Below are 15,362 nucleotides of genomic sequence, written 5' to 3' on the forward strand. Positions count from 1 at the left end.
GGATTGTTAATCCACACCGGACACAGACCTTTACATCGTTAACCTGTTTAAAATTATGTGTGCACATTTAGATGCGCCTCCTTAAATTTTCGCCTTTCAGATCCTCAACCTCATAATCGTCCAAGGCATACCAGATTGCAGACAGCGTATGTGGGTCAATGTTAAACTCATCCTCCACGATATTACCGTCCTTATCCTCTTTGAAGGTCAGCTCCTGCAGCTCCGATATCGTGTTGGGGCAGCTGTCCAGACAGATGATCTTCTTGAAACGCTTGACCTTCTTGGTATAGGCTGCCCTGGAACCTTTAAACTTCCGGCAGGACTGCATCCGGAACCCCTGCTTACGGAAATACCGGATGGTCTTAGGCTCCGCGCAGTCAGCCTTGATAAGCTCCTGCGTCTGCCTGAATTCATCGATATCCTTCTCGATCTCTGTATCATCCTTATCTCGGCTGTAATACTCCCAGATGATGTAGAGAATCTTCTCATCCTGGTCGATCACCAGCCGGAGCAAGGCGTTGTAAGATTCCACAAAACCAAAATCCATACCGTTCTTTTTAAGCGGATGGCGGATCCGTCTGATCTCCTCCATACCATTGCTGTACGGCATAACCTCGAACTGAGGGAACACCAGCTTACCGTTGACTCCAAAACGCCCTTTCCTGGCTACCCGATACAGATCCGGATCGCACTGCTGCAGCTCATCCAGCTGCGTAATGTAATCTTCCGGTACAAAGTAGTTATCGTCCACGGTGCTGTGGTGATAATAGGTGTTCCCAATCACTACAATCCGCTTCTGATACAGTTCCTCATCGTCCAGGATCTTGATCTTAACCTTGGCAGCGTCATTCTGGAAGAAATGCCTGTATACCCAGTTGCTCTTGCTTACCGGGTTCGTGGACAGGATAATGTGATTACTCATCGTTGGATGCCGTAAACGCCCAAGGATCTCTTTAAAGCCTGCATACTTAACCTCGGAACACTCCTCAATCCAGACAATACTGACGCCGTTCAAGGACTTTAGCTTTGTGGGCTTGTCCATGCCCTTGAAGATGATTCGGCTGCCATTGCTAAATCGCACCCGCATCGGCGACGTGGTGAACGTGATGTAATCCGTCACCTCCATGGCCTCAGCCACTTCCTGCAGTAAGTCAAAACAGGAATCCCGAATGGTATCGAATACCTCGCGGACCACCAAGGCCTTGCGCTTCTCCTCCAGGAGTTTCTTAATCAGTTTCACGGCCACGTGGTAACTTTTGGAGCTGCCATAGCCGCCGACGGTCAGGTAGATCTTATAATTCCAGTCATGGACGAAATCAAAGAAGTGGTCATTCAGGGCAAAGTGTACATTGCGCTCATCATCCATGACCGTCACTCGCTTTCGTAAATGTGATATGAATCGGCTTGTCCGTTTTATCCTCCACCTTCGCCCGCAGCGCATTGATACGTGCTTTCTGCTCCTCAGTTGCCAGATCCCAGTTCTTATGCAATAGTTCATCGTACTGCTTGATAAGCCCTTCCAACGTCTTCTGCGCCCTGGCCTGTGCCTGGAGGAAGTTCGCCTGCTTGTCCCAGGCCTGCTGTACCTCCCAGCGCTCCTCCGTAACCGTATCGCTATCCTTCTGCCCAATCTTAGTCTTAGTGCTATCCTTCTGATCCCGGACATACATGATTGACTGCGCCCGGATGATAGCAGCATAAGCGATCTGGATCTGATCCCACAGGATATCCAGTGGATCCGTGGGCATTTGTTCAATAATAGAAAAGGTCTCCTCCGGAAGGTACTTCCGAAAAAGGCCATGCTTCTCTGCATTATTATTTCGTTCAGGAGCCCCATGACCGACTGCGTTCTTATTACCAGGCTGGCCTCCTTTTTCTTTCGGAGTACTCCGTTCTTTTGATTGGAGTACTCCATTCAACCTCGCTTCCCATGCGTCCTTGCACTTCCATCCGCCCACTGTCTTTTCGGATATCCCAAGCATTTCAGCAATCCGCCGATTTTCAATATTTCCATCGTGCTCCTTGTAAATCTCAAAGGATTTTTCCCGGTTTGGGCTTCTTGGCTTTGGCAAGCCACTCACCTCCAATTCGTTTGTTTTGGGTATAGAAAAAGAGCCTTAGCTTCAATCCAAGGCTCTACGTCTTTAGCATTTTACTTTATTAATATTACAAACTTATCCAATAGTTTTTGCGCTTTTTCAGGCTCTATATCATGAAGACTTTTTCCCCATATATCTGCCAAACTTTTGCTAAAATCTTCTATTTCCTCAATATCTTCATAACCCTTTTCATGACGCAACAGGCAAATCATTACTTCTGCAAATGTACCTGATTCGATAGCACTGGCATCATAAATTGTATAATCAGCTCCATATGGTACCCCGGGATTAAGAATATTTCTTGCTATATTTTCTAAAACCATTCCGATATCCCCGTGTGCATTCCACCCTTTTCTCACAGTCATAAATTCCCTCCTACAATTTTCTTTTATCATACATCAAATTAAGACAAAAGAAAAGCACCCATCAACCGACAGGCGCTTTCTCGTGGGGATAAAATATTCATTTGGGAGGAGGTCATGGATTCAAGCCCTTTCACCTAAATCCATGATACCAGAATATCACGGAAGTACCCCCTCTGAGTGATCATCTTTTTAAAGAAAGTAAATAGAAAAAATATTTTCTACTACTATAAAAATCAGATCGACATTTTGGCACATCCAAATAGTCATATCCGATCCCATCGGTCACATTTTTTAATATCCACTGATAAATCTCCGGATCGGCCTCAATCGCCGTCTGCTCTATCAATTCAATATCCTTCTGCAGCATCGTATTCTGAATAGCCGTTCGCTCTACCGGATTCCCCGGAAGGTTCCCTTTTGGCATCCCATCATTTATCACTGCTCCGATCCCATAGCTCCAATTCAGTTTTTGCTTTTTCTCCTCATACTGCATACAGAAATATTTCAGCTCATTATACTTAGCACGGGAAATATTATAATCGCTCAGCTTCATATCCCGCTTTCTGATCCGCTCCATCGGCATCCCCTCCCCTCTTAACTAGCACCTTCCGCAGTTCCAGCACCGGACACAGTACCGTGTAGCAGTATGCCGGCATCCGGGACGACCAGGAGTCCGGCGGTGGACCATTTAGTATGTAATGCTGCTTCGCGGCCCTGGCCTGCGCTGCTTGAAGGACCGCAGCATGTTCTTCTTTTCTATCCAAATTGTCCTCCCTTGCTAGTGAAAATATCAGTTTACATTAACAGACGTGTTATCAATTACATTATTTAATCGCTCAATTTCATCCGATAAAAATTTAGCGCTTGCTGAACACAAATCCCTGATCGGTATACTTAAATGTGCCATTTCTTCAATATTATTTTTTAAGTCGTCAATTGTTTCGGCGGGTACATCATATGCACCAAGGAAAAAATTCTGCAATCGTGCTAAATTCTTATAACACTCTTGTAATCGTACAATTTTATCTTTCACTTCTTTTACAGTCATTGTATTTCCTTCCCTCCTTCTGAAAATGATAATTTAATGTTTCAAAATAAAATGTCACATCATCCTTGATATGTTGCACCAAACCAAATCTAACGCCAATTTGAAATGGTATGTTGTCTCTCATGAGCCTATGTGGTATCCCTGCCAAATACTTACGATATCCCTCCACATCAAGCGTTGATTTATAATGATTACAACTTCGACAGGATGGAAGCATATTTTGTATTTCATCTGTACCACCTATCCGCAGAGGGGTAACGTGGTCTACCTGCATGTCTTTGTATTCCAGAATGCCTCCACAATAGGCACAATGACCTTTACACTTTTCATATACCTGTTGTCGTTCCGCCCTAGTTAGTTTTCTCCTCATAGATCGCTCCTTAAATCCTAATTTTGCGGATTATACGGTTTCGGTAACGGCATCCAAGCGATAACACCTTTACTTGAAAGATTAGAAAATAGTTCATTTTCCCTTCTTCCATATTTCCAGATTCCATCGGGCCTGCAATAGCCTTCTTTTACGAATTCTCCGTTTGTAATTAGAACGCTCTCAGTTCCTGGCAGCCGCTCCTCCACTGGAATCCACTTATTAAGTTGTAAAAAATTAGTTGCCTGAGTATCAAGTGTCCGATTCAACACATTATTGTTATGCTCCAAATACATAATCTGATCTACCAGATCCTTTTTCCTGCTACTCATAAGCGTTGATCGCCTGTGTTCCTTTTCAATCTGTAACATAACTAATTTCACCCTCTTTTATAAAATGTCAATTTGTCTGCCTTTTAAGCCATTCCAAGGCATCTGCTACTTTATCCGCCCTATACGCTACAATGTCTAAGTCATCTCGATATAATGCTGCATCTACACATGCCAGAAAGCGCGCCAGTTCTTCGTCCGTCATTTTTCTAATTCGATCTCCATTTTTCATCTAATCCTCCTTCCGGAAATATCAATTAATTATGCTCCTGTCTTACAGAAGTACTCATATCTTGCCTGCACTGTTGGATGCTTTGCAGCTTCTGATACAGTCATATTATGATTCGCCGCAAACTGAAAAAGATATTTTCCATATGGGTTTAAAAGTTCCTGTTCCGTAGCTTCTGCTGCCTGGCTTCCCTCCTTAAAGTTCATTCCTTCCACCTCCACATTTCAATCTACCTGGCGGAAACATCTTATAAATGTGCTAAAAGGGATTTCCAACCATTCCATTGTTTCAGGATTATCAAGTTTTACATCTCCACCGATTATTCTATTATCTGACATATCTCTTTCCCACATTGTTCCGGCCATAATAGTCATGCTTCCTGATTCGTAAAAACCATCATCATCATTTTTTTCAACACTAAAGCTATCAACACACTGATATTTCATATTGCCTCCAAATCTTAATTCTGTGGAACAAATGGCTCCGGGTAATAATACGCCTGCCACGCAACAACAACTTCTCTCCACGCATCTTCATAAGGCCATTCAGGACTCCAAAACATTTTTTCCGTGCTTATGCTGCCATCTAAGTGCCGCATTGCAACCCAGTAGTCTCCTGTCTTTTCCGGCAGCCGCTCCGCCACCGGAATCCATCTGTTTTTCTGCCGCTCTCTCCCCAGTTCCTCCAGCAACTTCTCACATTGAGATCCTTGGAACTTGTTGATCCGGTTATACTCATTCAGGATTCCGCCTATGTACTTCCCCATCTCACACTCCGCACAGATCTTGTCCAGTGTCTCTTGGTCTGGTTCCTCCGCAGGGTGTCGGCACAGACTATCACAGATATGTTCCATCATCGGCTCCACCAGCTTGTCCATCTCATTTTTCTCCATCCTGACTTTCCTTTCTCGCTTTATCAACGTAATACCATACCGTTTTTTCATTCATCCCAAGTTCATCCGCAATCTTGACGTTGCTCCATCCTGCCTTATGCAACGCCAATATTTTCCCTACGTCTACCGATTTTCGTTTACGTTTAGCACCGGTAACCACACGCTTGGTGGCCTGTTTCTCGGTGCCGGTGGAAGCCCCTGCAACTGCTCCATCAGCGTTGGGGGGGGGGCACCGCAGCCTCGAAATCCGGGTTAACTCCTGCCGGCTCGTCCCGGAAGAACAGGCAGCCTTCCAGTAACTCACTGAGAGTAGTTGGTTTTGATTCTTCCCACTCTGATCCCTTCGGACCAGGAACCAGTACTTTCACACGCATCCCGGTATTCGCCAGCCGGAATGCTTCTGCTCTGTCTATCTGCTTTTCAAACATATTAATTCCCTCCTCCTTCATGGGCTGCCTGCAGCATTCTGTATGCATCCAACATCATTGTGTGCTTGGTATAGCAATACGACCGTTTCTTTTTATTTGCCATCTACAATCTTACGCTCCTTATCCCTCTGTCTCTGATCCATGATTACTAATAAGTCTGCCGCCATATTTCGTGCCAGCTGGCAGTCGTGTTTCTTCATCAGTTCTCTGGCTTCTTCGGTAATCTTTTCCCATCCAGCTTCATCAGACAGTAAAGGAAGATTATCCCGGTATTTCATCCAGAAACCGTTATATATGTCTGTAAATACATCTGATAATTCTTTATTTGTCATTAAACTTCTCCTCAGTAACCTATTTTCTGGTTACTGTAACCATTTTTTACCACTCTTGGTTACCGCTTAAACCCGCATAAAATAAGGCTTTGCAAGGTATAGTAACCAAAGTAACCATACTTTTTATGGTCTTACGCGCGAGAGATATTTTTTTTTGCACAAATGTGTAAAAACATTTTTCTCTATATAGGGATGCAATTTTGTTGGTTACTGTGGTTACCCTGCCAAAAATCACCCGCAAACCCGCATAAAACCTAGATTTTTGCGGTAACCGTGCTTTGGTTACCGTTCGTTGAATGGAAGCTCCATCTGACCCTCTTCATCGTCCATTTGAACAAAGCCGTCCTTGTCAGAGCCGTCATTCAACTTTAGAACGATGCACCGCACCTTTTTCCCCTGGACGCTTTTCAGCTTGTCCATTCGTCCCTGATCGGTCTCCAGCATCCCCTTCCGGTTCGCCCATGACAGGAACGATGCGCGTGAGAAGCCTCCGTCTTTACATATGGCCGCGAAGGCCGGGGAATAGAAAATAATATACCCATCTTTTACCATTCCCCACTTTTCCACGTTCTCATTATCTCTGTCAAACCGCGCCGGGTTCATGGCTGCTTTGTCCATCAGGAACTGATAGCAGCGTTCATTGTCCGAAAGCTCATCACGGTCCACCAGGACCTCCCTGGCCTCTTCCAGGCTTATATACTGCCGATCCTTAAACAGATAGTCTGTGGCAAGCTTGTCGGCTGTCAGTACGATGGAAAGGGACAGGCTCTGTTTCTGCATCTTGTCATCATCTGCCAGCTGACGGAGAATTCCCTGCTGGATCTCCCGGACCTTATCCCAGCCCAGATCCTTCAGAACATCTACAAAATCCCGGCCTGCATGTCCATAATTGCGTTTTACCAGCTCTGCAGTAGCTCCAGGATCGTCAAAAACCTTCCGGCCGCACTCAACCTCTAAGATTCGGTTAATGGCTCCACCCTGGGTCACATAGGAACTCAGAGGCCGCTCACCGTTGGTCAGAATGCAGTTCTTCCAGTGATTCTCCCGGTTCAGTCCCAGATCCTTGTTGGAACGGGTCTTACCCTTTCCGGAGCACAAGTCATAGACCAGCCCCTCGAAATTATCCTCGATCTTGCGATTCTTCTTGCTGGTGTCGTCCAGAATCAGCGGCAGATGGTTCAGCAGATCACAAATAGCCTCCAGGCCCACCTCCGTCCCCTTGTAGTCCTTGATGTATGCGTTCTCGTCCGGATTCGCCCAGACAGACGCCGCCACCATCAGATCCACGGTTTTGCCGCCTTCCGTCTCGCCCCAAAGATCCACAAAATACGGCAGACCGCCCAGGGGCTGCACCAGCACACTGGAAAAAGACGCCGCAAGCATGAACTTAATCTCTATCCGCCCGGTCCTGCGCAGCTGCGCCATGTGCTCATACCATGCCGTTCGGCTGCCTGCAGGAACCACGCTCTCCGCAATCTGGCGGAACCGCACGTCCCCGTCAAAGATGATTTCCGTATCATACGGCAGGAAACCACCGCGGATCCATCCCAGCTTTGACGTGGAGTATTGGACCGCTATATGGTCCTCATTTGCATTTTCCACATCCGCCAGATATCTCACCAGGTATTTGGCGTTTTCAGATGTCACCGCGATCCCACGGCCGGATAATGCTACAATCTTATTGGCGGAAGTCACCATGGTCTTTGGAACAATGATTTCTTCCCACCGCCCATTCCTCTTGTAGGCCAGCTTGATCTGCTCCTCGCCAGTCTCCAGGTTTTTCATACGCTCCACTGGCAGGATCGGATGATAGCAGGCCAGGATATCCGTATAACCGGTTGAAGGGTTGTTCAAATATATGCCGTTCTCGGACGCAATCCACTGCTTACACTGCATATTGTCATAAGGGCCGGAAAAGTTCGTCCACTGCTCCAAAGAGCAGGGCTGGCTCTTCCGTTCACGCTCCCGGCGCCGCATCTCACGCTCCACTCTTTTGTATGCCTTCACCAGTTCCTGAAACTTCTTTTTTACCCCCAGCTCACCTGCGCGGTCTTCCAAAGACAGCAGGAGCCGGGATTTATATAATTCGTCCTCCTGATCGAATACCTCTGTCAGAATGTCATCTGAGATGACGGTTTCCGCCGTTAGCTCATTAAGCGGCACCATGCTACCACCTCGCTTCCAATCCGTTTATTTTTGCCTGTATATAGAGCTGATATTGCAAGGCGTTATAGCAATCGCACCAAACGTCTGACAGAGGCTCGGATCGCTCCATATAGCCCCTATAAACACTGATAAGAATGTTATTGAGCCATTTCCGCGCTTCTTGCCTCTGCCGCTCCTTCTGATGCATTTCCCGTCGTTTCTGTGCCTGATAAACAGATAGGCGGCTAGAAAATGTCGGCTTCTGGTATTCTCCGCCAAGTGTCTGGAAAGCCGTCTTAAAATCCACATCATCCATCATCTGCACAAAGGAAAAAATATCCCCGTCTGCGCCACAGGCATGGCAGTGAAAGTTGTGTTCGTATACTTTTAAAGAGGCCTGTCTATCGCCTTGATGGAATGGGCATTGAATAAAGCCCGCTCGATTGGGCTGAAATCCATACCGTTCCACAATATCCCTCATATTATATGTAGCCTTAATCTCTTCCACTGTCATATTCATCACCACCCAATAGCTCAATGATCCGCCGCCCGGTATCCTTTTTATCGCAAAACAGGAACCGGCAGCCATACTTTCTCTGAAATGTACACAGGATCTTGTACAGCTTATCTCCGGTAACTGCTTTGGTTTCCAGGTTCTCCCATCGGCCAGTATCCGGATTTCTCACCCGTTTATGGCGTCTCGGATTATCCCACCAGATTACATCCTCCAGGCAGTTCACTCCCCCGCCATGTTCACATAGGATAATCATCTGGATTCCATGTTCGTTCGCCCGAAGTATCTCATCCCTGAACCGGTTATGTTCCTGGCAGACATTGCTGCACAGCTCATTCAGGCTCTGTTTCCGGTCTATAATCAAACGGGGATTATCATAGTTCATATAATCCCCGACATATAATTTTGAAACGAAGTGATCCACGCCTCGGCGGTCAAACTCCTTGATTATCTTTTGTATTGCCTTAGCCTTTTCTCTGCTGTCGATCTGTATGTTCAATCAATCACCCCTAGTTGAAGGGCAGGCCTTCGTCTTCCACCCCATCCGGGATGTTCATGAAGCCGTCGCCAATCGCGCTGGTTGGAACTGGCCTGGATGCCTGCTGGTATCCTCCGCCATTGTCACCGCCTGCCCCCTTGCTATCTGCAAACTCCTGGTCGTCCACGATGATATCCGTCGTGTAAACCTTCTGTCCTTCCTTATTGATATAGCTCCCAGTCTGGATCCGACCAGAGACCAGAACCCTCATACCCTGACGAAAATACTTCTCCGCAAATTCTCCTGCCCTGTCAAACGCCACGATATTGATAAAGTCCGCAGCCTGGTCGCTGTCCTGGCTCCTGCGTCCACGCCTGTCTACTGCGAGCGTATACCTCGCGATTGTAATGGATCGCTCTCCCTGGGAATACCTTATCTCCGGATCTCTGGTAAGCCTCCCCATTAGGATTGCCCTATTCATGCCGGTTCCTCCTTATCATAAAGTTTCAGTTTATTCATGCAGTCCTTATACTGCTCTGCCGACATCTCTGCGATATCCTTGATCTGATACATTTTCAGGATTTTCTCCATTTTCAGACCACGGGCGCTGTATTTTTCCACCTGCCCCTTGATGGATTCTATTTCTTCCTGCGTGATCCTCTTCGCCAGTGCGGCGACGGGCGTTTCGGAATCCATAGGTTCCGCACCTTTTTTCGCTGGCTGTTTCTCCTGTCTCTTCCCGCTGCCACCCTGCTTTGGTGGGAGCGTATGCCCCTCCGCATCAGGGTCAACCATCTCCTCGGTCGGGATGCAGAATATCTGGAAGCAGGCATATTTGAAGGCGATTGACATGGCCTTGTTTGTCGCCTTATCCCCGCTGTCCATGCCTTCGCCTATCGTGATGACTTCCACATGGGAGCCGTCCTCCGCAAAAAACGTATATTTAATCTTACAGATGGAATAGATCAGCATCCCACCTTTGGCCGTGCTCCGTTCCTCCCTGGACTGCTCCAGCACCTCCGGGACGACAAACAGCTTATTCTTAATGAATGCAGGGGCTAGTGCGTTCATTACGTCATCCACTCCGCGGTAGTTGAAGCCCTGCTGGCTCCGTTTTTCCTTCCCGATCGCCCCGATCTCGCTCATGACGCTGTTAATGGTGCCATAAATTTTTGCTGTCTCTGTCATCAGGCATCCTCCCCTCCATCGACTTTAATAATCGTGTCATCGGCTGCATACTTAATCATGGAAGAAGCCAGCTCCTTCACCGACAGGTCCGCATTTGCCTCACACAAGAACCGCTCCAAGATATCCGCGGAATCTGAGTCGATTTTAATAACCCCGTCTCCTCTGGCATTGCGGTTAATTTTCACTTCTTTTCTCCGGTTGACAGTAATAATGTTCGGCATCAGGCATCCTTCCTTTCGTAATACAGCCCCAGGCTGATCATTGCCATCTCCAGTTCCCGCAGCTCCTCATCCGTCCCCACGACTGTATAGACTGCCGTATGGGAATCCGGCAGCGTGAGCTCCGATGCTCGCGCCTCGTCCACGGTTGTCACCTGTTTTATGGCCGCTGCTTCCGCTTCCTTCCGGATACGTTTCTCATCCTCGACTCTCTGGCGCTCCTCATGGCGGACGCGCTCAATTTCAGCCTGGTGCCGACGCTCCTCTTCCTTCTGTCGGCGTTCTTCCTCACGTTTTTGCATCTCTGCCCGCTGTGCCTCGTACTGGTTTATATAAGCCAGGGCATCCGCCAAATTCAGTGTTGTCTGGAACTTGCGCAGGGCGTTCGGTACTGCATCAGACTGCATTGCCTCGATTGCCGTTTTCCCCGCCCGGGCGGAGGCAATAGCGGCCTGCATTTCATTCCGGATGGCCTTGGCGCTTGTGGATGCGTTCCCCCACTTCTCATTCCGCACCCGGTAAAGCGGAAGGAACTCAGCCAGGTCCCCAATCTCTTCTTGATAGATGGCCTGGATTTCAGCCTCCCGCTCCTTCAGGCGCTTCTGTTCAAATGCCTCAACCTGGCTGTTTATGTAATTGATAGGTTTGTCCACCAATGCCAGCAGTTCCTTCACCTGTTCATCAAAGGCATTATACGGGGCCATCCACTGCTTCTTTACCTCCTTGCGGCGGTCATCAATATCCTTTTTGGTTTTACGAAGCTCCGCAACCTTTTTCTTGCCTGCCGCCTTACTGTCCTCCGTAAAAACGATCCCCTCATACTGACTCATTTCTTCGGCCAGCTGCTCCTTTACCTGTTCAAAATTGGCACTAATAGTGCTGGCTGGCGCCATCACCTCAAACATTATCTCGCTCATCATATCCTCCTTCATCCCGCTCCCGGGCATGTTCTTTTCTTATTTGGCTCTGCCGCCGGCATTCCCGGCAGACATCATCATCCGTACATCCGCAGGCATCGCACTGGTATAAATCCCTCATTCCTCCAGCACCACCTCTGCTTCCAAAATATCCATCTCTATCAAAAGGTTGCAAAGAAGTTCCCGTTTTCTGATGTCTGTTCCGGACTCTTTTGCTTTCCTGGCGATCCGTTCTTTTTCCAGGATCCACATCCTTCGGTATTGTTCATTCATCCGCAACCACCTCCACCATTTCATCCTGCCGGAATGAATAATCATTCTGCCATCCGGTACTGTCACCCACAAGCATTACCATCTTTTCAAAATGGTGTACTTCATGGATTTTAAGTTTTACCCAGTTATCTGGCGTACCGGATTCGAACCGAATGGTCTGGCCTGGACGCAGCTCTGTAACACGTACCTTATCCATCTTGACAAATCCTCCTTTTTCCTTCATACTGAAGGTGATAAGTAATTAATAGTTACATTGATTCCCTGGCTGTTCCCGCAGCTGGGGTTTCATTTTTATATACCATCAGCCCAACCGCCTCCTTTCATGTCCGTAATAGTCCTATAATAACAACCACACAGACGCAGATCACGGCCGCTTCCGCCAACATCCACCATGTCTTTTCTTCGGCTTCCCGTCTGGCTTCCCAATATTCCGCTGACTTGTCCCAATAACGCCGGTACCAGTACTGCCACTTATCCATGGGCTTGTCCTCCCTTCCCGCCCTCAGGCGGTTTCCTCTCTGGTATTCTTCTTTTTTGAAACTGACAGTAATCTGATTTCCGTATTGGTTCGATCACCAATGATTGCGGCGAGAGTTTTAAAAACTCTCTCTACATCTAACTGCCCTACCGTTATAACGCTGTCTTTCATTTTTACCACCTCTCTCTGGTAAAGTGTATGTACTACTGGTTGTACTTGTTTCCGCCTTTTTAGGTGCATAGCCTTTATATGACTACCTTTAACAGATATCATGTTCCTTGCTTCATCTTGTTTTATCTTGCCACCTATGGTAGAATTTAGGCAAAAGGTGGTGAAATTAGTTGTGAACATAAAAAATTTTTTTAAAGATTATAGTAATATTTGTTCATTTGGAATAGGGTTAATTCCAGCCGTTTTACTCTATATTTTTCCTTCAACAACAGCGGTACCATTTTTTGTATTCATAATATTACTTTTTTTATTTCTACTTAGCCTATGGTTATGTATGAAATTATTTTTAGATTTAAAAGAGCTAAAAATTACCAATAACCATCAAATATCATCACCTACTCTGCCCATAATAGAATGTCATCATAATGTCTGTATTTGTAGGCCAAACAATTTAATAGCTAACAATTCATTAGTAACCTTTTATGAAAAAATACGAGGCTATGAACAACAAATTGGGTACGGATATGTTGAAAACATAAACAGCGCTGGATTAGCACAAATAAGAGTATGTTCCACCTCCGAATACATACCAGATTTAATAGCTCACATAAATGATAATATGGAAACAATCATTCTTCGCCCAACTATTACCCTTGATACTATAAACAGTATCCAATTGTAAAATAAAGGAGTTAATTATATGTCAAAAAATATTTATGTTGTGTATATTCATGATGACTACAAACTATCTCTTAATGTTGGAAAAAACGATGGTATAAACTTGAATAATCGTTTTTTGATTTATACTCTTTCTGATCATGAGATTATCGATCCAGCAACAAAAGAATCCCTCGGTTACTTAGAATTGGTAAAAGGTACTGGAAAGGTAATACATGTACAAGATAATATGTGTACCATTGAATCTGATAAATATGAAAACTCGCTTCCCAGAAAAATCATACGTAAAAACTCACCATCCTTTATAATTAATCCATTGCTTGAGGGACCTGTTGAAGAAACTATTATAGAAAAAGAACATATTCCTTTTGACAACCCCGAAGTGGGTGATCTTGCCAAATTATTTTAATCAAAGACATAAAATTTTAGGATCCAAACTATAAAAATAACTAAAGTTATAGCCCAACCCATAATTCCACTTATCACATACTGGTATATCCTCTCACTGTACCAGTATTTTTCTTTTAGCCTCTGGGTTATCTTTTTTATTATTTTCACCTCTCTCATCTCCCGTTTACTCTTTCCTACGTTTTGTAGATTCCTCATTAAAAAAAATAATTTCAACACTCTCTCCCAATGCCTTTGCAATAATTTTGGCATTACCTACGGATACGTTATCTGGATTTTCTTCCCATGAAGCATATGTATTTCTATGAACTCCGCATTTTATAGCCATATCTTCTTGAGATAATTCTTTTGCCAATCTCCATTGTCTCATTGTTAATCCCACTATTTATCACCTCCTACATTTTGTGGATTAGTCATAGTATAGACTACGTTTTGTAGATTGTCAACTGTTTTTTCTACATTTTGCATATTTCATTTGACATCATCCTACAAAACGTATATAATTTCATTAAAGGATGGTGAAATATATGAGTATCGGTGATAATATAAAAAAATGGAGAGAAATTAGGAATCTAAAACAATCTGATTTAGCAGAACTCATAGGAGTAAGTGACAAAACAGTCTCTTCATGGGAAATCAACCGGACAGAACCCAAAATGGGAATGGTTGAAAAAATAAGTGCCGCCCTTAACTGTAAAAAAACAGATATTATCGGTATTGACGAACAAACGGATTGCGATGACGAAACCCTCCAGATCGCCCATGAGTTTTTTGAAAAGCCTGATCTTCTTAGAATATTTAAAATTTTAAAAAATAGTCCAGAAAAAAAATTACAAGATATAGTATATTACTTAACTGACGAGACACCTATAATAATTGAGTATATGGAGCCACACAAGGATGAACGTGCCAAAAGGCTTATAAATTATTATACTCATCTAAATGAAGTCGGCCAAAAAAAAGCTCTTGATAATATAGAAGATCTTGCGAAGATATATCCTGAGAAAGAACCAGATCAATATGACTTTACGATATCAGAATCTCCTATGGTTGCCGAAACACCTGCACCATATTTGACAGCAGCCCATAACGATCACCTCGACGAAGATGGAGAGATGGAAAAAATACAGTCTGATCTATCTAAATTAAAACGTCCACAGAAATAATTGGAGATGATTATATGAGTAAATATGAATCATTATTGGAAGAGGCTGTGCAAAATGGTATCTATGTATTGGAGAACATTGATTTTGAATCAAAATCTAAAGGTCTCATCAATGGTGATGTGATTGGCCTTAGCGCTAATTTAAAAACCGAAGCCGAACGAGCTTGCACGCTTGCTGAAGAATTAGGACATCATAAATTAAACTGCGGTAATATTCTTAATCAAAAAGATGACACTAATCGCAAACAGGAAAAGAAAGCTCGTCTTTGGGCTTATAAAAAAATGATAACACTTGATAAATTAATTGATGCTTGTTTGAATGGTTGTCAAAACCGTTATGAAATTGCTGAATATTTGGATGTTACAGAAGAATTCCTCCAGGATGCCATAGATTCTTATCGATCTAAATTCGGAAAAACATGTTACAAAGGAAACTATTTAATTACGTTTGAACCGGCACTAGCTGTTCATAAGTTAGTGTGGCTTCAAGCAGAATGAAAAACCGCCCGGTATTGGCGTACCGAACGGCTTTTACATAGATTTCTCTTGCCGGATGTTCCGGAAGATATACTCTATCTCATCAATAGAATTATATCATTTCCGATACGCCCTGGCAAGGGGCGTATTTTTTGTACTTATT

At 44.8% G+C, this 15,362-nt stretch carries 30 protein-coding genes; 4 read left to right on the forward strand and 26 right to left on the reverse strand.

The features are described from left to right. Window positions 1-67: 67 nt before the first annotated feature. From C0033_RS08900 to C0033_RS27000, 24 genes are all read right to left on the reverse strand, one after another. Window positions 68-1,366: a PBSX family phage terminase large subunit gene (locus C0033_RS08900; RefSeq protein ID WP_103227508.1), complete on the reverse strand. Its 1,299-nt coding sequence runs from the start codon at window positions 1,364-1,366 to the stop codon at window positions 68-70. After that, a complete protein-coding gene (gene terS, locus C0033_RS08905) occupies window positions 1,359-2,072 on the reverse strand; it encodes a phage terminase small subunit (protein WP_103227509.1) in 714 nt (237 codons plus the stop codon). The genes C0033_RS08900 and terS overlap by 8 nt, the downstream gene beginning before the upstream one ends. Window positions 2,073-2,152: 80 nt before the next feature. Next, on the reverse strand, window positions 2,153-2,464 hold the full coding sequence (locus C0033_RS08910) for a hypothetical protein (RefSeq protein WP_103227510.1): 312 nt from the start codon (window positions 2,462-2,464) through the stop codon (window positions 2,153-2,155). Between the two features lie 181 nt (window positions 2,465-2,645). Beyond that, entirely contained in the window at window positions 2,646-3,041 is a 396-nt protein-coding gene (locus C0033_RS08915) for a hypothetical protein (RefSeq protein ID WP_103227511.1), read from the reverse strand. A gap of 213 nt (window positions 3,042-3,254) precedes the next feature. After that, window positions 3,255-3,512 carry a hypothetical protein gene (locus C0033_RS08925; RefSeq protein ID WP_103227513.1) on the reverse strand — a complete coding sequence of 86 codons (258 nt, stop codon included), beginning with the start codon at window positions 3,510-3,512 and terminating at the stop codon, window positions 3,255-3,257. Continuing rightward, window positions 3,487-3,882, reverse strand: a complete 396-nt coding sequence (locus C0033_RS08930) for an HNH endonuclease signature motif containing protein (protein WP_103227514.1) — start codon at window positions 3,880-3,882, stop codon at window positions 3,487-3,489. Before C0033_RS08930 ends, C0033_RS08925 begins: the two co-directional genes overlap by 26 nt. Before the next feature lie 17 nt (window positions 3,883-3,899). After that, on the reverse strand, window positions 3,900-4,211 hold the full coding sequence (locus tag C0033_RS08935; RefSeq protein ID WP_180994641.1) for a DUF551 domain-containing protein: 312 nt from the start codon (window positions 4,209-4,211) through the stop codon (window positions 3,900-3,902). Between the two features lie 67 nt (window positions 4,212-4,278). Beyond that, window positions 4,279-4,440, reverse strand: coding sequence for a hypothetical protein (locus C0033_RS26970; RefSeq protein ID WP_180994642.1), 162 nt, complete (start codon window positions 4,438-4,440; stop codon window positions 4,279-4,281). A gap of 29 nt (window positions 4,441-4,469) precedes the next feature. Beyond that, window positions 4,470-4,643 carry a hypothetical protein gene (locus C0033_RS26975; protein WP_180994643.1) on the reverse strand — a complete coding sequence of 58 codons (174 nt, stop codon included), beginning with the start codon at window positions 4,641-4,643 and terminating at the stop codon, window positions 4,470-4,472. 18 nt (window positions 4,644-4,661) lie between these two features. Then, window positions 4,662-4,883, reverse strand: coding sequence for a hypothetical protein (locus C0033_RS08940; RefSeq protein ID WP_103227516.1), 222 nt, complete (start codon window positions 4,881-4,883; stop codon window positions 4,662-4,664). A gap of 14 nt (window positions 4,884-4,897) precedes the next feature. Next, window positions 4,898-5,329, reverse strand: coding sequence for a hypothetical protein (locus C0033_RS08945; RefSeq protein WP_103227517.1), 432 nt, complete (start codon window positions 5,327-5,329; stop codon window positions 4,898-4,900). Window positions 5,330-5,541: 212 nt separating this feature from the next. Further along, complete coding sequence (locus C0033_RS26985) at window positions 5,542-5,757, reverse strand: hypothetical protein (protein WP_180994645.1); 216 nt, start codon at window positions 5,755-5,757, stop codon at window positions 5,542-5,544. A 92-nt stretch (window positions 5,758-5,849) separates the two neighbouring features. Next, window positions 5,850-6,089: a hypothetical protein gene (locus tag C0033_RS08955; RefSeq protein WP_103227519.1), complete on the reverse strand. Its 240-nt coding sequence runs from the start codon at window positions 6,087-6,089 to the stop codon at window positions 5,850-5,852. A gap of 282 nt (window positions 6,090-6,371) precedes the next feature. Further along, the gene (locus tag C0033_RS08960) at window positions 6,372-8,255 is read right to left on the reverse strand and encodes a DUF927 domain-containing protein (RefSeq protein WP_103227520.1); all 1,884 of its coding nucleotides are present in this window, start codon (window positions 8,253-8,255) and stop codon (window positions 6,372-6,374) included. Window position 8,256: 1 nt separating this feature from the next. Further along, complete coding sequence (locus C0033_RS08965; protein ID WP_242984458.1) at window positions 8,257-8,715, reverse strand: CHC2 zinc finger domain-containing protein; 459 nt, start codon at window positions 8,713-8,715, stop codon at window positions 8,257-8,259. A 13-nt stretch (window positions 8,716-8,728) separates the two neighbouring features. Next, window positions 8,729-9,247 (reverse strand): ERCC4 domain-containing protein, encoded by a 519-nt coding sequence (locus C0033_RS08970; RefSeq protein WP_103227522.1) that lies wholly within the window; start codon window positions 9,245-9,247, stop codon window positions 8,729-8,731. Between the two features lie 10 nt (window positions 9,248-9,257). Beyond that, window positions 9,258-9,707, reverse strand: coding sequence for a single-stranded DNA-binding protein (locus C0033_RS08975; protein ID WP_103227523.1), 450 nt, complete (start codon window positions 9,705-9,707; stop codon window positions 9,258-9,260). Continuing rightward, a complete protein-coding gene (locus C0033_RS27305; RefSeq protein ID WP_207656865.1) occupies window positions 9,704-10,414 on the reverse strand; it encodes an ERF family protein in 711 nt (236 codons plus the stop codon). Before C0033_RS27305 ends, C0033_RS08975 begins: the two co-directional genes overlap by 4 nt. Further along, window positions 10,414-10,635 (reverse strand): hypothetical protein, encoded by a 222-nt coding sequence (locus C0033_RS08985; protein ID WP_103227524.1) that lies wholly within the window; start codon window positions 10,633-10,635, stop codon window positions 10,414-10,416. Before C0033_RS08985 ends, C0033_RS27305 begins: the two co-directional genes overlap by 1 nt. Next, window positions 10,635-11,549 (reverse strand): DUF1351 domain-containing protein, encoded by a 915-nt coding sequence (locus C0033_RS08990; RefSeq protein WP_180994646.1) that lies wholly within the window; start codon window positions 11,547-11,549, stop codon window positions 10,635-10,637. Before C0033_RS08990 ends, C0033_RS08985 begins: the two co-directional genes overlap by 1 nt. After that, window positions 11,530-11,670, reverse strand: a complete 141-nt coding sequence (locus C0033_RS26990) for a hypothetical protein (protein ID WP_180994647.1) — start codon at window positions 11,668-11,670, stop codon at window positions 11,530-11,532. The genes C0033_RS08990 and C0033_RS26990 overlap by 20 nt, the downstream gene beginning before the upstream one ends. After that, a complete protein-coding gene (locus C0033_RS26995; protein ID WP_180994648.1) occupies window positions 11,667-11,822 on the reverse strand; it encodes a hypothetical protein in 156 nt (51 codons plus the stop codon). Before C0033_RS26995 ends, C0033_RS26990 begins: the two co-directional genes overlap by 4 nt. Further along, window positions 11,815-12,018, reverse strand: coding sequence for a hypothetical protein (locus C0033_RS08995; RefSeq protein WP_103227526.1), 204 nt, complete (start codon window positions 12,016-12,018; stop codon window positions 11,815-11,817). The genes C0033_RS26995 and C0033_RS08995 overlap by 8 nt, the downstream gene beginning before the upstream one ends. A 124-nt stretch (window positions 12,019-12,142) precedes the next feature. After that, a complete protein-coding gene (locus C0033_RS27000; protein ID WP_180994649.1) occupies window positions 12,143-12,301 on the reverse strand; it encodes a hypothetical protein in 159 nt (52 codons plus the stop codon). Between the two features lie 342 nt (window positions 12,302-12,643). Between C0033_RS27000 and C0033_RS09005 the strand changes: the two genes are divergently transcribed. Continuing rightward, window positions 12,644-13,153 carry a hypothetical protein gene (locus tag C0033_RS09005; RefSeq protein WP_146043754.1) on the forward strand — a complete coding sequence of 170 codons (510 nt, stop codon included), beginning with the start codon at window positions 12,644-12,646 and terminating at the stop codon, window positions 13,151-13,153. 18 nt (window positions 13,154-13,171) lie between these two features. Then, entirely contained in the window at window positions 13,172-13,558 is a 387-nt protein-coding gene (locus C0033_RS09010; protein ID WP_103227529.1) for a hypothetical protein, read from the forward strand. Here C0033_RS09010 and C0033_RS27005 read toward each other — a convergent pair. Then, complete coding sequence (locus C0033_RS27005; protein ID WP_180994650.1) at window positions 13,555-13,707, reverse strand: hypothetical protein; 153 nt, start codon at window positions 13,705-13,707, stop codon at window positions 13,555-13,557. The two genes, C0033_RS09010 and C0033_RS27005, sit on opposite strands and share 4 nt — an antisense overlap. Window positions 13,708-13,723: 16 nt before the next feature. Beyond that, window positions 13,724-13,939 carry a helix-turn-helix transcriptional regulator gene (locus C0033_RS09015; protein WP_207656866.1) on the reverse strand — a complete coding sequence of 72 codons (216 nt, stop codon included), beginning with the start codon at window positions 13,937-13,939 and terminating at the stop codon, window positions 13,724-13,726. A 145-nt stretch (window positions 13,940-14,084) separates the two neighbouring features. Between C0033_RS09015 and C0033_RS09020 the strand changes: the two genes are divergently transcribed. Both C0033_RS09020 and C0033_RS09025 read left to right on the forward strand, forming a co-directional pair. Next, window positions 14,085-14,723, forward strand: coding sequence for a helix-turn-helix transcriptional regulator (locus tag C0033_RS09020; protein WP_103227530.1), 639 nt, complete (start codon window positions 14,085-14,087; stop codon window positions 14,721-14,723). A 14-nt stretch (window positions 14,724-14,737) separates the two neighbouring features. Then, a complete protein-coding gene (locus tag C0033_RS09025) occupies window positions 14,738-15,220 on the forward strand; it encodes an ImmA/IrrE family metallo-endopeptidase (RefSeq protein ID WP_103227531.1) in 483 nt (160 codons plus the stop codon). Window positions 15,221-15,362 lie beyond the last annotated feature (142 nt).

Origin of the sequence: Clostridium sp. chh4-2 (genome assembly GCF_002899675.1) — a bacterium.
Taxonomy (GTDB): Bacteria; Bacillota; Clostridia; order Lachnospirales; family Lachnospiraceae; genus CHH4-2.

What these genes read in the sequence shown, in the direction of transcription:
- C0033_RS08995 (WP_103227526.1), bottom strand. Translation starts at nt 12,018, where the DNA reads ATGGATAAGGTACGTGTTACAGAGCTGCGTCCAGGCCAGACCATTCGG.
- C0033_RS08910 (WP_103227510.1), bottom strand. Translation starts at nt 2,464, where the DNA reads ATGACTGTGAGAAAAGGGTGGAATGCACACGGGGATATCGGAATGGTT.
- C0033_RS08975 (WP_103227523.1), bottom strand. Translation starts at nt 9,707, where the DNA reads ATGAATAGGGCAATCCTAATGGGGAGGCTTACCAGAGATCCGGAGATA.
- C0033_RS27305 (WP_207656865.1), bottom strand. Translation starts at nt 10,414, where the DNA reads ATGACAGAGACAGCAAAAATTTATGGCACCATTAACAGCGTCATGAGC.
- C0033_RS09020 (WP_103227530.1), top strand. Translation starts at nt 14,085, where the DNA reads ATGAGTATCGGTGATAATATAAAAAAATGGAGAGAAATTAGGAATCTA.
- C0033_RS26970 (WP_180994642.1), bottom strand. Translation starts at nt 4,440, where the DNA reads ATGAAAAATGGAGATCGAATTAGAAAAATGACGGACGAAGAACTGGCG.
- C0033_RS08960 (WP_103227520.1), bottom strand. Translation starts at nt 8,255, where the DNA reads ATGGTGCCGCTTAATGAGCTAACGGCGGAAACCGTCATCTCAGATGAC.
- C0033_RS08985 (WP_103227524.1), bottom strand. Translation starts at nt 10,635, where the DNA reads ATGCCGAACATTATTACTGTCAACCGGAGAAAAGAAGTGAAAATTAAC.
- C0033_RS08930 (WP_103227514.1), bottom strand. Translation starts at nt 3,882, where the DNA reads ATGAGGAGAAAACTAACTAGGGCGGAACGACAACAGGTATATGAAAAG.
- C0033_RS08940 (WP_103227516.1), bottom strand. Translation starts at nt 4,883, where the DNA reads ATGAAATATCAGTGTGTTGATAGCTTTAGTGTTGAAAAAAATGATGAT.
- C0033_RS27000 (WP_180994649.1), bottom strand. Translation starts at nt 12,301, where the DNA reads ATGGATAAGTGGCAGTACTGGTACCGGCGTTATTGGGACAAGTCAGCG.
- C0033_RS09010 (WP_103227529.1), top strand. Translation starts at nt 13,172, where the DNA reads ATGTCAAAAAATATTTATGTTGTGTATATTCATGATGACTACAAACTA.
- C0033_RS08935 (WP_180994641.1), bottom strand. Translation starts at nt 4,211, where the DNA reads ATGAGTAGCAGGAAAAAGGATCTGGTAGATCAGATTATGTATTTGGAG.
- C0033_RS08900 (WP_103227508.1), bottom strand. Translation starts at nt 1,366, where the DNA reads ATGGATGATGAGCGCAATGTACACTTTGCCCTGAATGACCACTTCTTT.
- C0033_RS08925 (WP_103227513.1), bottom strand. Translation starts at nt 3,512, where the DNA reads ATGACTGTAAAAGAAGTGAAAGATAAAATTGTACGATTACAAGAGTGT.
- C0033_RS08965 (WP_242984458.1), bottom strand. Translation starts at nt 8,715, where the DNA reads ATGAGGGATATTGTGGAACGGTATGGATTTCAGCCCAATCGAGCGGGC.
- C0033_RS08915 (WP_103227511.1), bottom strand. Translation starts at nt 3,041, where the DNA reads ATGGAGCGGATCAGAAAGCGGGATATGAAGCTGAGCGATTATAATATT.
- C0033_RS08945 (WP_103227517.1), bottom strand. Translation starts at nt 5,329, where the DNA reads ATGGAGAAAAATGAGATGGACAAGCTGGTGGAGCCGATGATGGAACAT.
- C0033_RS26985 (WP_180994645.1), bottom strand. Translation starts at nt 5,757, where the DNA reads ATGTTTGAAAAGCAGATAGACAGAGCAGAAGCATTCCGGCTGGCGAAT.
- C0033_RS09025 (WP_103227531.1), top strand. Translation starts at nt 14,738, where the DNA reads ATGAGTAAATATGAATCATTATTGGAAGAGGCTGTGCAAAATGGTATC.
- C0033_RS26990 (WP_180994647.1), bottom strand. Translation starts at nt 11,670, where the DNA reads ATGAGGGATTTATACCAGTGCGATGCCTGCGGATGTACGGATGATGAT.
- C0033_RS08990 (WP_180994646.1), bottom strand. Translation starts at nt 11,549, where the DNA reads ATGAGCGAGATAATGTTTGAGGTGATGGCGCCAGCCAGCACTATTAGT.
- C0033_RS26995 (WP_180994648.1), bottom strand. Translation starts at nt 11,822, where the DNA reads ATGAATGAACAATACCGAAGGATGTGGATCCTGGAAAAAGAACGGATC.
- C0033_RS26975 (WP_180994643.1), bottom strand. Translation starts at nt 4,643, where the DNA reads ATGAACTTTAAGGAGGGAAGCCAGGCAGCAGAAGCTACGGAACAGGAA.
- C0033_RS08955 (WP_103227519.1), bottom strand. Translation starts at nt 6,089, where the DNA reads ATGACAAATAAAGAATTATCAGATGTATTTACAGACATATATAACGGT.